Origin of the sequence: Haladaptatus halobius (assembly GCF_020618475.1) — an archaeon.
Classification (GTDB): Archaea; Halobacteriota; Halobacteria; order Halobacteriales; family Haladaptataceae; genus Haladaptatus; species Haladaptatus halobius.
Genome location: NZ_CP085341.1, coordinates 254,385 through 270,724 on the forward strand (window position 1 = coordinate 254,385; position 16,340 = coordinate 270,724).

Consider the following 16,340-nt stretch of genomic DNA (forward strand, 5'->3'; position numbering starts at 1 on the left):
ATTCAGGGGCAGTGAAAGGCGCATGGAAACGATCACTGACACCGATATTTATCAGTATACCCATGAGGTCATTGTTGAACTCCGGGGTGTTGACGCACGTGGCGATCCAACAGTACTCTCATACCACTTTCGCAAAAATGATGATGAATTGCTTCACTTGCAAAGTGAGATCGACAATCAATATCGAGAGATAGTCGAAGCGATGCTTACAGATGCAGGATACAATGGAGAGACGGTCGACTCACAGAAATAGCAGGGTATTTTTTCGAAGCGAGGTGATTCAGTTTCTATAGAGGAAGTGTCAGCCGACGATTCTCTCCAAGAACACCACCAGACAACACCTGCCGGAAATAAAACGCAAAATACGCGATTTACTCAAAATACCTTCTTATCTCGGGTACTCTTGGTCATGAATCGGAGACATCGACTCACCGTCGACCACCCGGAAGCCTCCATGTTCGTCCCGAGCCGATACCTCCTGCTGCGGGAATGGGATCTTAATACCCTCCCGGTCATAGGCATGTTTGACGGCCCGGACAACAGCTGTAATCGCTCGCCATTTCCGTCGACTACTCGGCTTCTCAATCCAGAATCGAAGTTCAAGAACCACTGCAGACTCCCCAAATTGCTTCAGCACGACATCCGGAGTAGGAACAGTTAATATTTCATCGACGTCTTTCATCGCTTCCTTAGCAACAGCAATGGCATGATCAGGATCGGTTGTATAGTCAACGCCCACCTCAACATCGAGGCGGAGTCGACCCTTCCGGCCAATGTTGATGATCGTATTACTGCTCACAACATCGTTAGGGAGCATGACGTATTTACCTGCAAACGTCTCGATTCGAGTGGTGAAAATAGTGATATCCGTCACAATTCCTTCGTGCTCGTCGATTTGCACCCAATCTCCAATTTCGAATGGGCGGGAGAACATGAGTTGAAAACCTGCAAGAAGTGATCCAAGGGTTTCATTCGCTGCGAAACCAATGGCAGCGCCGAGGAGTCCTGCCCCGATAAATAAGCCCTGGAGATTGACTTTCCAAACACCGAGCACTGCTAGTACTCCAATTCCATAGACGGCAATATCCGAGAGCCGTGTGATTACCTCGCCCTGGTGGCGAGTAATTTCCTCAGTTCGTTGCAAGAGCCGATCGATGATTCGATTGGCCATTCCAGCGCTCACGTATGCTGCTGCGCAGATCCCGAGTGTGAGCGCTAATCGGATGACAAGGAGCCTGATTGCCTGGACTGATTTGACGCTCGTTACTGCTTGCTGGGTTTGCTCCCAAATGACAACCAAAAGGCTGCCACTGACTACCACAAGAACGAGACTGGCAACCAGCACTCCAAGATTGACGAGCCGATACGGATACGTTCGCTTTGCAATCCGTGAGAGTCGCCAGAGCACCCACTCACCTAGGATTAGGGCGACAATAAGAATAAGCGAGAGGAGAAATCGACCTTCTGGTCCTGGAAATTGATTCAGAAGCCAGTTAGGGAGGGAAACGAGAATCATACTTTCTCCCGGTGGCCCGGTCCGCAAGAGGCGTTCCTCGTCTGGTAGGCATCTCTTGGTAGGCGTAGCCGTTCGACTGTGCGTGCCATGCATCAGTTCTGAAAGCACGGTCATCACAAGAGCATATCGATAGTATGTTTCAGCATCGTTTCGTTCCTATCCCAGTTCCATACTCACTCAACAAACTTCGAGATACTGAAGAATACCTCTTTCACGAGATACACCTCTCGATCAAATATGGAGAAAGTACTATACAGTGATTGAACCGTGGGGTGCTTCACATCCCACGCAGCTATTCATACAGCCGGATAGAACAACGATTGGCACTGAATTTCAGTGCCTTCTACATTATCAATCAGTAAATAGCATCTATTTCTAGTATCTCTTCAATGCAAAAGCCTTATTATTTAACTTGATACTCTGATACGTGCGCCATGCTTACGAACACTCGGCGGACGTTCTCTCAAACAATTGCTCTCACAGCGCTCACCTTCTGCGCGGGCAGTGGTCTTGTACTCTCCAAAGAAACGGATGACCCTAACAACGGGGAGTCGCCCGCGGAGTGGCCAACCTATCGTAGCACTGTTGGCCGAACTGGGGCAACGACTGACAGCGGGCCGGCATCACCGGTTACCACCACGTGGACGATGGATCTCAAGGGAGGGATGATGACTACTGAACCGGTTGTGGCTGACGGTACACTATATCTTGCCGTGACAACAGATAATAGCCCTAGCCAGAGCCGCGGGTACGTCGCCGCGTACGACTCAGAGACGGGAGATCAACAGTGGATACGAGATGACGTTCCTGGAGTGAACACGCCGACAGTAGCTGTTGGGACGCTCTACGTTGCAACGAACGTGAGTCCAGAGTCCGATTCGGAGGACGGTGGTCTCATCGCACTCGATAGACAGACTGGCGAGACAACGTGGCAACGAGATGATCACGTCGCGTGGGCTGATCCGATCCTCGTCGACGACCGCGTCTATACGGTCAAAGAACACAGCCCCGAGGATCCTGGTACTAGTGTTCAGGCGCTCGATGCGAGCACTGGCGACACTGTCTGGCAGACCGCCGATGTTCAGGGTGATGTGTGCTACGCTGATGGCACCGTCTTTACCACTGATGGAACTGCACTGAACGCTGCCGATGGCACAGTCCTATGGAGTGTAGCTGCTGACGGGATGATGGGACAGCACGTCATCCAAGCCGTCGATAATGGATTAGTATATGGTGTTATCCAAGAAGGAGATTCCAATCAGAATGTTGTTCAGGCGCGATCACCGGATGATGGATCTGTGCAGTGGTCTTTCCCGACCGGCACGTCCGGGTTCTGGGCTGGTCGACTCACTGTCGGGGCTGGGCATGTGTTCTTCCGGACGACGATGAATGGGACTCACGCAATTCGAGCACTCGACGCGAAGACCGGCGAGGGGGCATGGAGCTACGACGCAGACACAGAACTCACGAGCGATCTCACGGTGGCTGATGGTATCCTCTATGCTGGCGGCCGGACAGACTCCGATCCAGAACTCGGCGATGCGGTCATCGTCGCACTCGATGCGGCAGCTGGTGAGCGTGAGTGGGACTACATTTTTGGGCGGTGGGAGCTGGATGAGTACGGCCCTGCTGCGAATGCGCCTATCATCGCGAACGGACGGGTGTACACCGCAACCTATCCAAAGGGGTCGACGCTGGATTATCAGTACACCGAGTATGGCGATCTCTACGTTCTTGGGTGCAGTGATAGTGATGATCACGTTCAAGTCGAAGATAGTAAATCAGCAGACGAGACAGACGCAGCCAACCATGGGTCGGCTCAGGATGATACGGAAAGCCAGTCGAAGGAAGAAAATGGCAGTATTACTGACTCCCCTATTAACCAAGATCATATCACAAATAGTGAGAACAACACTACCACTGATTGCTGATGGCTGAATTTTGAATCCAGTCCAGTTGAACCAGTGATTTCTTCTTTTTAGAATAGATTTGTATAATCATGAGACAGAAACGAAGTAGCAGCGAGTACAAAATGCAGTCGTGCGTGACTCTGTATTCTGTTCTTTCTTATCGGTGTGATCATCGATCAAAATATATCTGTAGAGCTTCTACGCGCAAACAATGAGCCACGATCAGGAACACCCGGTTCAACCGAACGCTTCGCAGCTTCCTAATGAAGAGGTCGAGGAATTGCTTGATCAGCTCGAAGAGGCCGAAGAAGCGGTCGATTCGCATAACCAACGCCGTGCGATTCGCCGAACGCGCCGACTGCTCACCCGATTCCCTAACGTCAGCCGATTCGGAATCGATGACGTTGCCCAGCAAATCGTTGGTGGGTTCATTCTCTCGGCTCCGTTTGTGGTGACGGAGGAGGTCTGGACGCTCGCTGCGTCGATGAACGGTCTGCAGACAGCAATCACGATCTTCATGGTGCTTGCGATCGGTTATGGGACGCTCTACCGAGCCGAGGATCGTGAAGCAGACACTGAACGGGCCATTGCTGGAGTGCCACTTCGATTTCTCTCGCTCCTCATTATCTCATATACGTCGGTCATAATCCTCGCCTTCGTTTTCGATGCGCCTGCTACATTTGGTGCGACTCCCTTTACCACATTTAAAGCGATCTGCATCGGTGCGATCTTCAGTGTCGTCGGGGCAGCCACTGCCGATAGCCTCTTCTGAGGATAATTGCTCGTGTTGGCTCCCCATCGTCTCGTCTTTCCAGATGACGGAGATCAATCGTTACATCGCAACCCGTGGCGCGATGCCACCGGATTCTGCCTGTCGCACTTGGAGTACCGTCGCGATATCTGCCTGCGTAATCAGACCGATGACCGTCCCGTGATCCTCAACAAGCGCAAACTCGGCGTTGTTCTCGCCAAGAAGCATCAGTACTATAAATGCATTTTCAGTTGCTGAAATACGCGGGATATCTTGTACCATGATTTCGCCAACCATCGTCGATTCGTGATCACGACGATGCGTTCGACGGAGTGCGTCAAGAGTGACGATTCCGACAATATCTCCGGTGCCGTCGACGACGGGATAGCTCGTCCATCGCTCACGCAGCATTTGATCGACGAATTCAGTGACGGGAACATCGACCGAGACGGTTGAACTGTTCTGTGAGACGAGATCGGCGACCGTTACGCCCTCAAGAAGGTCAGAGAGGGCAGTGACTCGGGATTCGGTTGTTGCCGCGCCATAGATAAACAGCGCGAGCAGGAACAACATCGGGCTGACCGATAAAACGCCCACAATGGCAAAGAGAAGGGCGAACAAGGTTCCAACCCGTACTGCCGTTCGGGTTGCAGTGGCATACGGTTGTGAGCGAGCGAGAAGAGCGCGGAGGATACGGCCACCATCCATCGGGAATGCGGGAAGCAGATTGAAGAGCGCAAGTGAGGTATTTGTGACCACCAACCACCCGATAACAAAACCCATGGTTAGGAGAGTTGGTGGGAGCGCTTGAACAACCGCAAAGCAGCCCATCGCGACGAGGATGCTGGTTACTGGACCAGCGATAGCGATCCAGAATCCTTTCTGCCACTCGCGCGGAAACGTCTTGAGATCTGCAAGCCCACCTAAAATCCACAGCGTGATCGATTCTACCTGCAGTTCGTAGCGTTGCACAACCCATGCATGCCCGAGTTCATGTAATGCAACACTGACGAACAGTCCAACAGCGGCGGTGACCCCGATAATTCAGGGTGCTAGTCCGGTTTGTAACGCTGCCACATCGAGTGTCGCGGCCGAGAAGCTGTCGATGATTCCTGCGTACACTTCGATTTGTTCGCCACTCCCGATGAGCCATGTCAATACGGGGAGGAAAACGATGAGGGAGATATTGATGCGGATCGGAATGCCCCAGACGGTCGTGATCGTGTAGTTACGCATATTGCAGGGATGTGAACGTGCCGATAATAAGGACTTCGCCGTCGAGATTGAAAATTCGCTGCTGTCAATGTCTGTGGCTGCTCAGTTGTAAGCTCAGCCACTTGTACAATGGTTTGTCGAACTGCTGTTTCGAACCCGCATTTTGATGAGATACCTCGAAAAACTGCAGACGAAGTAGAAGATTCCAACCATGATATCAACACCGTTACAAACTTCAGCACAACTCCTCCCAAAAATCGAACCGCTAATTCGAAATAGTCTCAAATTCGTGTTTACCTTTCTCGTTGTGTACGCGCTCGGACGGGCGCTTGTTCTCCCCCTTCTAAAGCGGTTACTCACCCAACGGGGATTTGATGAGACGGTTGCCAATCTCACCCAGAAAATCATTGGTGTTATCTGGCTTTTCGCAGCGACTGCGGTGGCATTCACAATCGCTGGATTTGGGAATTTCCTGACCGCATTTGCAACGCTCAGCGGTGCCATTGCACTGGCGGTCGGCCTGGCATCACAAAATTTGCTGTCAAATTTTGTCGCCGGGATTTTCATCCTCAAAGATCGTCCCTTCGAGATCGGTGATTGGGTCGAATGGAGTGATAAAGCGGGAACCGTCGAAGATATCGATCTTCGTGTGACTCGCGTCCGAACGTTCAATAACAAGCGTATCACGGTTCCGAATTCAGAGTTGGCGGATTCAGCCGTCACCAATGTTGTTGCGCATGATAATCTTCGTGAGGCGGTGACGTTCGGGATTGGGTATGATGATGACATCGCCGAGGCGACGACCAGCATTCTGGAGGTAGCAGACCAGCATGAACAAATTCTCGATGAGCCAACTCCCGAAGTTCGTGTTACAGAGCTCGCTGACTCCTATGTCGGCCTGGAAGCTCGAATCTGGGTTGAAGATCCAACCCATGCTGATTTCTCAGCAGTGCGATCAGAATTTGTCACAGCCGTCAAAGAACGCTTCGACGCAATGGGCATCACGATTCCATACCCACAACGGCAATTATCTGGAGGATTCACGATCATGGACGACGCACAATTGGTCAAGTCGGCAAATCCAAGTGATGACTGAGAATGAGACACCTTTTAGACAGAATCACACCCGGTTATTCAACGCTATGAGTTCCCCACAGGAACTTAGCTAGGTGTTCCCGGATACCTATCTATGCACATTCCTTTTTGAAATACCTTAAATATCTGAAATTAATCAAACACGGCTCAATTTCTCTTCGGTCACGACGAACGGGCCTGTGAGGAAAAACACTAGCGATTTGCTGGTCCACGTTAGTTACCTGAAAGCACCGTCGAACAATTCTAATTGTATCCATCAACATCCAATAGACTTTACTAAGTCATGAATGTCCGAGTGTAAAACCATCTCTGTCATTCCTTCTCCAGGATTTGCACGTTTTGAAGATGGCTCTCAATCATGATCGGGGAAGCATAGCAGAATACGGCTGCCAGTAGCTTTAGTTCTAATTCTCTGATTCTCCATTTGCTTCTAAAGGCGGTGGCTGTTTTAATACGCCGTCGGTATACTATATAGGCTGAATGGGCCTATCCGCCGAAGAACTCTTGTAAGCGGTTTCCAAACCATAGTAGGACGCATGCTCCAACCATTAGATACGTACCCCACGTATGTACCGTTACAGGTCTTTGGCGAGTGGCTCCCAGAGATCTCACAACTGGTGAGCAACTACCTCATCCCTGCAGTGTTGTTCCTCGTTACCCTCATTGTCGTCTACCTTGCTGGCAAAGCGTTTCTTCTTCCAGTGCTTACGCGAGTGCTTGACCGACAGGGTCACGACCCATCCGTGAAGAGTCTCGCCGAGAACCTCGCTGGCGTCCTCATTTGGGTGCTTGCGTTTGCGGTTGCATTCACAGTTGCTGGATTTGGAAGTGTTATTGCCGCGTTTGGTGTCTTCGCTGGTGCGATCGCACTCGCCGTTGGATTTGCTGCTCAAGACGTCCTCTCGAACTTCGTCGCTGGGATCTTCATTCTTAAGGACAATCCGTTCGACGTTGGCGATTGGATTGAGGTCAATGATATCGTTGGCCGTGTCGAAGATATCGATCTTCGCGTCACGCGCATTCGCACGTTCGATAACGAGCGCATTACCGTTCCAAATTCCGACCTTGCAAATAGCGCGCTCACGAATCCCGTCGCCTATGACAAGCTCCGCCAGAAATTCGTCTTCGGCATCGGCTATGAAGACGACATCGACTCTGCAAAAGAGGTCATCCTCGATGAAGCCAGCAAGAATACGGAAATTCTCGATGATCCCGGTACCTCGATACGTGTAACTGAACTTGCAGATTCGTATGTCGGGCTCCAAACCCGATTTTGGATTGCTAATCCCAATCGTGCGAACTTCATGCGCGTGCAGTCGGATTTTGTTGAGGCCGTGAAAAATCGCTTTGACGCAGAGGGGATTGAAATGCCGTATCCCTACCGCCAGCTCACTGGGGGACTTACAGTTGCAAACGACGAGCCCTTCGAAACAGCACTCAGCGATCAAAGTACCGATGCATCAGCTGACAACTGAGGGTATAATAAACATCTATTTGACTCTTCGATCAGAGAGCTGAGCACTGCAGTCCATGTGTGATGGTATCAAACACTCCGGTAGGTTTTAACCTAATTAAGGCGAATAGCACTCACTCTCATGACCAGCGAGCAACATCCGCTGCAAGACGTTTTTCAAACTAGGCAGTGCCATCAGCTCTCTACAGATGAGAATAGCGACGACAAACTGAGTATTCGGTTGAGTGAAGCCATGGCAACTGTTCTCGATACGGATCCCCTTGAACTTACTCCTCTCTACAATGCCATTGATCCAGAGGCACTCGACGAGATCTTCCACTCATCTCACACTAATTCTCATCCACCGGTTGAAATCATCTTTTCATGGCATGGACATGCTATCTGTGTTCGACAGACGGGAGAGATCAGAATCACCGACGAACCAGTCGTCCCTCAGCTTGATGGAGAACAACCTTCATCTGCTGATTTCTCCGCTGACCCATCACCAATACCGGGAGCGATTTCCTATGAGTATACTGCACCCGAGGATATTGGGACAGACGTTGTCTTAGCTATTGCCGATGCTGTTGGGGTTGATCCATCTGACTTGCGAGAACAACTGGCAGACCGTGTCAATCCAGATGCACTTACTGACTTATTCCGTCCGAAAGTCGATGGAACGCCGCGGACTGGCGGCTATATCTCATTTGCGTTCCAAGGTTATTTTGTCACAGTCTCAAGCGATGGGACAATCACACTGCAGTCTGAACTCGCACAGCTCAAACACAATGGTGGGAATGTCCTCATGGTTGGAGATGTTCCTGATGACGTCTTCACCACTGCACACTCAATCCTGAGAGGAGAGCCGAACCCTACTCAACACGATCTGGTTGCGTTGCTCGACCGGTCGCCAACGGCACTCCAACAGTATGCAACACCAGCACAACCGACTGCAGGTACCAGTGAAATCCTCGATTATCACGTCCCAGTAAGATCGGCGGGGGTAAGTTCCTATCCTGCAGAGCAGTTCCAAAATACCCAGATTACTCAAATTACGGGCGAACTTGCCGACCTACAGATAGCACTGATTCAGGGACTCACGAGATATGAGTATGACTTAGAGAATCCAGAGATGACTGATTTCCGACTCTATTTCGATTCGCTTCGGCCGATTCTCGATGGCGCTGACACCGACGCAGCCACATTTTTACAGCCAATTCAGCGCGCTGTGAGCGCTGTGGGTGCAGTTGGCTATTATCTTCTCTCAGGTGATCGAACTGCGCCATGGATTCAGGAACTCGAAGCAGACTTCAATGCTGTGATCGAACTCCAAGTTGGCACGTCTGGCCCTGAGCAACGGTGGAGTCTTCGTCAGACTGGCTATACGACGCGGTGGTTCTCACTCGACGAATAAAATACTCAATCTATTAGCATAATGCAGGTGAGTTCGACACGAGTTCGAAAGGCGGTGCTGATTTTTACATGGAGAGCTAAATTTCAGCTGACGATGAAATTGACGATCGAGTTGCAGGATGGCCATGAATTAGAATTGATAGATGTTGGCGTTGAAACGCATGAGCAGACCAACACGATCGCGCTGAGCGTCAATGCGCGTATCAAAGACCTTGATGACGAAACACTCGACGCATTCGAAGGAAAACAACTCCACCCACTTGCGCTTATCTTTGGAACTGAAGAAGAACTTCCGAATAACGAAGAAGATGACGAGACCTAGAAGACCGTAAAACGGTCGCCACTGAGAGGGAACGACCGATATACTGCCAATTCTGCTTCAGAATACTACATACTAACCGAAGCAGTCGCTCAGGACACACTGTATATGAACCATCCACAGTCATAAGTCTGGATACCAAAGCCGTCGCTTGATTTTCCCGCTTCAGTGCTCATCGACGCCTGAACGGTGCAGTCCAGATTGTTAATCGACCCAATCAGGCGCATCCGGTTCACGTGGATCATCACTCCACACTGCGATCGTGTCATGCCTAGTGTATTCTTCATGGATGCCGGCGGCGGAATAGGCTTCAAATGCGGTCTCATACGTCCCAGACCACGACCCTTCTTGACAAGCAGCGTACCAGCGATGGATCGCGCACATTGTATCTACTACTCCTATCGTGGCTGTATTACTCGTGATTACAGATCACATATAATAATAGAACTTCCGCGATAACTATGACCACTTGCGTCAAATTCCATATATTAATATTTGGAATTTAACGCCTAACCATAGATCCAAGTATCAGTGGTACCTCCAACAGTAATCGAGACAGCAGAACACGGTTAGCGGTCGATGTCCGTTTCAACGACACGTGCCAGTTCCTGCATCGCCGCTTGGTCATACTGGATCAAGATCATACCGATTACTGTTGTTTCGCTCGCTAGAGTCATTGAGAATATCGAATTGGACGCGAAGTGAAAGGATATTTCCAAGCACATGCCGATCGAGCGCTGGCTCGTCAAGGGTCTCATAGAGTTGGCTCATACAGGAATAATTGCGCTGGCACGCCTCAAGTGCCTGTTGTACTTCCCGATATATCTTAACCTATGAACAATAGCATAATATAAACCTGTTGACTCTTTTTGAGCGTATTACCCCACTTGACCTGCTTAGCGACAATAGCTAGCGTGGCCGGTAAAGGTTCATACAGCACATCTATTTGGAATCAGGTTGCCGAGAGTGTAACGCTCGCGGTGTCAATGTTCTCATTCGAATCCATAATCTTCAGTCCTATCGTCACTGAGCCACACTCAGGCACCGTCACTGCCACTGAGGTCTTGGACTTGTCGTACTGACCGTCGCCGTTAGTGTCCCATTCATACTGTAGATCACTTCCTGTCGAGCAAAACCCATTGAGCCAAACGTTTTCACCAGCAGTGAAGTCGGACAACTCTCGGTTTGAAGTGACGTCGATGCAGGCTTTCAGTGGTTGAGAATCATCTCTCTCGTCTGGCATCTCATTGATTGGCAGGAAATCGTCGTCATCCACCTGGTTGGAACACGAATTCAGCACGAATACATTGGAATAGTAGACGTACCCGTAGTCAAGTGCCGACCCTGCTGGGTATGTTGCAGTATAAAGTTGGTTATCGACGACAACAGGCGGCCCGGCAGCTGGTGGATTTTCGGGGGAGGTTTCAAGATCGCTACTGTCGAGCAAGTAGATCCATTTGTGATTGCCGGTCGCTAGATCGAGAGCAGCAATAAAGGCCGAACCTCGTTCAGATGGAGATGTGGGCAGATAACGGCCACCGAGATAAATTGTTTCATTGGCAACTGTCGGAGTGCTAAGGTAGTCTCCGTGCAGTTCTTGCGTCCACGCCGATGACCCAGTCTCTGTCGAAAGCGCCGTCACGCCTGTCTTCCCGTTGTTCTCATCAATAAGAAGGACATAGCCCTGAGCCAATGCGAGACGTCCATCCCATTGGTTGTTCTTGGCAGTGTACGTCCAGTCAAGACGACCCGTTCCTAGTGATCGGGCTTCAACACGCACCCGATCGTCATCGCCTTTGATGTAATCACTACGGAGATAATACACCCGGTTGTCATCCGCCACCGAGTTGCCAAGGAGGGACCGATCACTGGGTGCCTGCCATTCGGTTGAGCCATCTTCGGCGTTGAGCGCTGTTCCATCAGCATAAATCACAGTACCATCTGAGTAGCTCACTTGTCCTTCAAACCCGTTTGCGATCCCACCAACCCCCTTTTCTCGCCAGATGGTCTCGCCGGATGCAGGATCCAGCGCATAGGCACCAGTCGCATTTGACGTATAAAGTGCATCATCTGTGACAATCGGGGGTGTCCATTTGTTACGCTTTGTTCGATCCCAGGCAATGTCCCCACTTTCAGTGTCGAGTGCATAGAGGCCAGTCGCGGTCGATTCAACGGTTGGTGAAGCTTTTGTCGGAACGTAAAGCAGCTCATCGCCGACGGTCGGCGTTCTCGGTGCCGGGATATCAGGTTGAATCCACCGTTCATCGCCGGTTCCTACCTCGTACGCGCCAAGGTAGCCATTGTTTTCGGACGGGCTATTGTCGGTTGTCACAGCGAGATACACGGTTTCCTCAGTCACGATTGGCTCGATATTATACAAGCTGCCGTCTGGATCGAGTGTCCACTCCGTTGTTGGAAACGGCAGCGGCCCAGTGGCATCGATTGTGCCGGTTCGCTCTGAATTCGCTCGACGAGTAATCCAGCCTGTCGGTTGTTTGCTCCCATCTGTTTGTTGGGCAATCGTAGTTGTACTTTGGAAGCCTGCTGCACCCATGGCAATCCCGACGGTTTTGAGGAAGGTTCGCCGATTGTTTTGGTGGTTTAGTGTGCGGGTATTATTACTCATATTTCGACTTGGCTGAAGTTGGGTGTTTTATTAGTTAATAGGCGATTACGGAATATCTTTCCTCTGTAATAGGACAATAACGATGTTAGACTATCTAATACTACTTACTATGAGAAGAAATAAAGCGGTGGAGAAACGACAGAAGAACTGCAGCACTCCCACACATGATCACAGTAGCACCGGGAGAGATCCCGACAAGAGGGTGAGAAGGCAGCTTCTTGACACACGCAAGCACGCAGGCGATGAGATAGCATACGGTATTTTGAATTCCACTACGGCCAACTGGATCCAGAGGCGAATGAGGTCGATCAGCGATAACGAATGCGTTTTCACGGAGGAAATGTAGATGCCGACCTATAATATCGTCAACCAAGGTGCGGACAAGACCGGGAATACAGCCATCGACTCCGTCCTTGACCGACTCGTCGGGAGCAACACGACTGTCAGATTTCCACCAGGCACGTACAAACTCAACGATATACTGATCCCAGTCGGGACAGACAATTTGAAGCTGATCGCACCAAACGGTGCCCGGCTTGTTCCCGACCGCTCCGGTGATGACGTCCGATGGTTCGACGTCAGATCGCAAGGATTTGTCTTGGATGGCTTCGAACTCGATATGCGAAATGTGGTAGTGCCACCCAACATCCGGATGGATCCTGTTTCGGGCAACTGGGAGCTCAAACGGCTGGTTACGCGTGGCAAGGTTCCAGCGAGTACAGACACCAATGTCGGAAGTAACAATTCGAGCGATGGACGAACCTACTTCCGACTCTCGTCGGCAGCTGGAACACGTGGTCTTCTACAGGATTGTTACTTCCATGAAGGGTCATGTGAACCAACGGAAGCAAGTAACCGCCGAGCGATCTTGGTCGAATCGTCGAAAGGGGCGCTCACGCTCAATCGCTGTTGGTTCGAACTATGGGGCGAGAACACGATCTATGCCAAGAAACCGGAAGGAAAATTAAATATTTACAACAGCTTCTTCCGAAATACGCAGAACGGTCTACGCCTCGGTGGGAATACCGAGGTACGCAACTGCGTCTCAATTAAAAACGCTCAACATCCGACGTCAGCATGGTCGGGTGGCTCCCTCCAGAAAGGTGTGAATGTCGAAGCCACCGACTCAGCGGATCCATCGGCGGGTATTAACAGCTACAATGGAACGCTCACGATCGCCGATAGTGATTTCTACCATCGCTATTTGGATCCGACCTCGCGCGCGCCGATCAGTGGACGGGTCCCGTGTGAGCGCATCAATATTGAGAATACCCGAATTAGTTATGAATCAACTAAATTAGATGAACATGCGATCTATATGCTTGATGGCCGAATGGATGACGGGACGCCTGCCAATCTCGGCTATCTGCAACTCAAAAATGTCCAGGTTCGCAACGACCATGAGTCGGTGTATGGCATCTATATCGGTCAAACGCCGGATACATGGGGAACAGTCTCGGGCACGATCGGTGGAACTGGTCTCCAGACCAACTCCTCGTTTGTCAGCGATCGAATGACCACCAACGGGAATCCCACCGCACCGATTACGGTGCCGCCGCTGCCGAGTCCTCCACCATTTGGGGAAGTCCCGATGCAACCAGCACAAGTCGTCCGCATCGATAATACTGGCAATAGTTCGTCGTCGACCTACGATATTAGGGCTGGCACCTATATTGGCCCGGCCGGTGATAACGGGGCAACGGTGACCATGACGTGGGCAGCATCTGTTTCGGCGAGACGGCCCCCAAATTCGACACAAGCCTCAGGAACTGTACCCGCAGGAAAAGTGTATGCGTTCTACGTAACCGGCGGCATTACCTCAGCAACAGGGAGTGGATCGGCAACCTGGACTGTGGACGGCCAACCCTACAGCCCGAATCAGACCGCGTCACTGAATAGCAATAATGTAATTAGCGAAAGTAGTATAAGTGACTGACCGGCAACACGCAGACCTACTCTTGGCGGGTATAGGAATGCGTCAGCTCAGCCAGAACTCGCACCGTTATATAAGGCCACGCGTCATCGGCCGAGAGTGCAGGTGGACAGAATAAACGTGGGGCGCTCACGTCGTCCAAGGTGTGGATGTCGACGGGGAATTTCTCGCCCTTATTAACGAGGTGCTCCTTCTAGACGATCTTAGCTATCACGATGGTTCTCGCATCAACAGTGTGGGTGAATTCCTCACGAGCGCAGGAGGAACCCATCGAGAGTTTTCCGTTGCTTTTGTTTCACTTTCAGGCACCACATAACAATACTTGACACAGTCATTGGAACAACTGCGAGCGTCACACTGAACTTGGTGACACGGTGGACGCTCGATCACACAGAAACACGTCGCGTTACGACTGGTGTCATATTCATGGTTGGCGTGGGGGTGCTCACTCCACCGTTCCCCCACGTTTCTGTCCCCAGGGGATTCCGGGGCGAAAACGGGTTGCTCGCAGGTATGAGCATCATCGACGTGCAGCAGGTTTGCACTGTTGGTGGCGGCTACCTCACGGTGGCCTCAAATGAAGCGAATAGATCTCTCGTTAGTATTTTATACTAATCAACTCTTGTTTTTCCCTCGGTGGATACAGTGACCCCGTATCTGTTTATTATCCTGTGATTCAGATGTACTATTATGGATCGGGAAGAACCTACAAAAACATTAACACAACCGGTCATCTTTCTCGTTAGTTCCACCGTTCTCATCGTTACACTGGTCGCTTCTTTTTACTTCCCCTTCCAAATGGATCTTCCTCTACTATTAACTATCACAATAGCACTACTGATTGCCACTCTCGTAGTCGGGCCGTTTTACTACGTCATCAAATATCAAATACTCTCATGACTCGCAGGAGAGTGATGTAGGTAGGGGTGGGCGAGGAAGGAAGAATTGGCGCATCACTTACAGCGGCACCCTCCGGGAGTGTATCCATTGCCGCTTACGATTTTAGCCAGTAGTAACAGCAATTTTGATAACGCTCATATACATGGTTCAGAATAAAACATATCCATTTCAAATCATCTTCATGTAACTGATCAATTCTGTGAACTCTCACATACAGTGAAGAATTTCATAAATGCATGACAATGACTATCGACCTCCTGGATCGTTCGCGCTCCAGCGTATCTGTTCACAGTTGTGGGTCTGTACGTCGGCATCCGACTCTTTCGAGAGCAAAGCTGGGTCTGGGTCGCGCCGGGCGCGGTGCTGTTCGGCCTGACGCTCCTCACGCATCCCTCGTACCCTGTATTCTTCGCTACCAGTTACCTCGTCTTCTATGGGTATTTCGACCGGTCGCTCGCCGGATTTGGGCGAGGTATACTCATCGCAGGCGGTGGGTTCCTCCTCGCAGCCCCATGGTTGGGGCACGTCGTCACTGTCCACGGTATCGACATCTTCACTCGAACGGCAGGGTCGCGGCTCGGGATCGGGCAAGGATTCCGCTGATTCACGTCGAAGTTCCTCTACACCCACCGAACACGGTTTCTGGCAGTGTGGTACGTTCTCACGCTCGTCGGTGTCGTCCAGCTCGTCACGCGGCGGCGGTACCTACTTCCGCTCTGGTTTGCCGCGACTGCAGTCATGTTTCCGAAACCTCGTTTCCTTATGCTAGTCGGCGCATTCGTGATTGCGGCGGTGGTGTTCGACTGGCTAGCGCGACTAGAGGATAGGCGAATTTTCGCCGACCAAAATCCGAGAGAAAGCGCGCTCCCGCTCTTGTTACTTGCTTTGTTTGCCAGCTACGGGGTTGTGACCGGCGGCCTCTATGCAGCGAACTATGAACCGATTCCGGAGCGTCCACTTCAGCGTCTCCAGCAGGAACCGCTCCCATCGTACGTCAATGATGAGGATCTCGCTGCAATGTGGTGGGCGCGAGAGCGAACTTCCGCCGACGCAACGTTTCTCGTCGCAGGTGATCCGGCTGAGTGGTTCCCAGTGTTCACAGAGCGTACCGTCATTGCCTCGCCGTGAGGATCCGAATGGCTACCGCCCAACGAGCGTGAACGGCAAGTCGAACTGTACCGCGACAGCGCGGTCTATGCATCGGCCGAC

The 16,340-nt window shown here is 51.1% G+C and carries 14 protein-coding genes; 10 read left to right on the top strand and 4 right to left on the bottom strand.

Annotated elements, in window-relative coordinates; all coding sequences use genetic code 11:
• Positions 1-22 precede the first annotated feature (22 nt).
• On the top strand, positions 23-253 hold the full coding sequence (locus LIW51_RS37230) for a hypothetical protein (protein ID WP_227380654.1): 231 nt from the start codon (positions 23-25) through the stop codon (positions 251-253).
• Between the two features lie 135 nt (positions 254-388).
• Here LIW51_RS37230 and LIW51_RS37235 read toward each other — a convergent pair whose 3' ends face one another.
• Positions 389-1,516, bottom strand: a complete 1,128-nt coding sequence (locus tag LIW51_RS37235; protein ID WP_227380655.1) for a mechanosensitive ion channel family protein — start codon at positions 1,514-1,516, stop codon at positions 389-391.
• Positions 1,517-1,950: 434 nt separating this feature from the next.
• Between LIW51_RS37235 and LIW51_RS37240 the strand changes: the two genes are divergently transcribed.
• Together LIW51_RS37240 and LIW51_RS37245 are read left to right on the top strand one after the other, a co-directional pair.
• Positions 1,951-3,447 carry a PQQ-like beta-propeller repeat protein gene (locus LIW51_RS37240; protein WP_227380656.1) on the top strand — a complete coding sequence of 499 codons (1,497 nt, stop codon included), beginning with the start codon at positions 1,951-1,953 and terminating at the stop codon, positions 3,445-3,447.
• Between the two features lie 373 nt (positions 3,448-3,820).
• The gene (locus LIW51_RS37245; protein WP_255767759.1) at positions 3,821-4,198 is read left to right on the top strand and encodes a DUF2391 family protein; all 378 of its coding nucleotides are present in this window, start codon (positions 3,821-3,823) and stop codon (positions 4,196-4,198) included.
• 60 nt (positions 4,199-4,258) lie between these two features.
• On the opposite strand, the gene LIW51_RS37250 is transcribed toward LIW51_RS37245, so the two are convergent.
• Positions 4,259-5,149 (bottom strand): CBS domain-containing protein, encoded by an 891-nt coding sequence (locus LIW51_RS37250; RefSeq protein WP_368411920.1) that lies wholly within the window; start codon positions 5,147-5,149, stop codon positions 4,259-4,261.
• Between the two features lie 72 nt (positions 5,150-5,221).
• Complete coding sequence (locus LIW51_RS39795; protein ID WP_368411921.1) at positions 5,222-5,413, bottom strand: hypothetical protein; 192 nt, start codon at positions 5,411-5,413, stop codon at positions 5,222-5,224.
• A 190-nt stretch (positions 5,414-5,603) separates the two neighbouring features.
• On the opposite strand from LIW51_RS39795, the gene LIW51_RS37255 reads away from it, so the two are divergent.
• The 4 genes from LIW51_RS37255 to LIW51_RS37270 all read left to right on the top strand — a co-directional run bounded on the left by LIW51_RS37255 (position 5,604) and on the right by LIW51_RS37270 (position 9,675).
• On the top strand, positions 5,604-6,488 hold the full coding sequence (locus tag LIW51_RS37255) for a mechanosensitive ion channel family protein (RefSeq protein ID WP_227380657.1): 885 nt from the start codon (positions 5,604-5,606) through the stop codon (positions 6,486-6,488).
• Between the two features lie 535 nt (positions 6,489-7,023).
• Positions 7,024-7,962 carry a mechanosensitive ion channel family protein gene (locus LIW51_RS37260; RefSeq protein ID WP_227380658.1) on the top strand — a complete coding sequence of 313 codons (939 nt, stop codon included), beginning with the start codon at positions 7,024-7,026 and terminating at the stop codon, positions 7,960-7,962.
• Between the two features lie 120 nt (positions 7,963-8,082).
• A complete protein-coding gene (locus LIW51_RS37265) occupies positions 8,083-9,354 on the top strand; it encodes a DUF7504 family protein (RefSeq protein ID WP_227380659.1) in 1,272 nt (423 codons plus the stop codon).
• Positions 9,355-9,447: 93 nt separating this feature from the next.
• Positions 9,448-9,675: a hypothetical protein gene (locus LIW51_RS37270; RefSeq protein ID WP_227380660.1), complete on the top strand. Its 228-nt coding sequence runs from the start codon at positions 9,448-9,450 to the stop codon at positions 9,673-9,675.
• A 949-nt stretch (positions 9,676-10,624) separates the two neighbouring features.
• Here LIW51_RS37270 and LIW51_RS37275 read toward each other — a convergent pair.
• The gene (locus LIW51_RS37275; RefSeq protein ID WP_227380661.1) at positions 10,625-12,298 is read right to left on the bottom strand and encodes an outer membrane protein assembly factor BamB family protein; all 1,674 of its coding nucleotides are present in this window, start codon (positions 12,296-12,298) and stop codon (positions 10,625-10,627) included.
• Between the two features lie 346 nt (positions 12,299-12,644).
• On the opposite strand from LIW51_RS37275, the gene LIW51_RS37280 reads away from it, so the two are divergent.
• From LIW51_RS37280 to LIW51_RS37290, 3 genes are all read left to right on the top strand, one after another.
• On the top strand, positions 12,645-14,234 hold the full coding sequence (locus tag LIW51_RS37280) for a hypothetical protein (RefSeq protein ID WP_227380662.1): 1,590 nt from the start codon (positions 12,645-12,647) through the stop codon (positions 14,232-14,234).
• Between the two features lie 1,191 nt (positions 14,235-15,425).
• Entirely contained in the window at positions 15,426-15,734 is a 309-nt protein-coding gene (locus LIW51_RS37285; RefSeq protein ID WP_227380663.1) for a hypothetical protein, read from the top strand.
• 45 nt (positions 15,735-15,779) lie between these two features.
• Positions 15,780-16,259: a hypothetical protein gene (locus LIW51_RS37290; protein WP_227380664.1), complete on the top strand. Its 480-nt coding sequence runs from the start codon at positions 15,780-15,782 to the stop codon at positions 16,257-16,259.
• Positions 16,260-16,340: the final 81 nt, after the last annotated feature.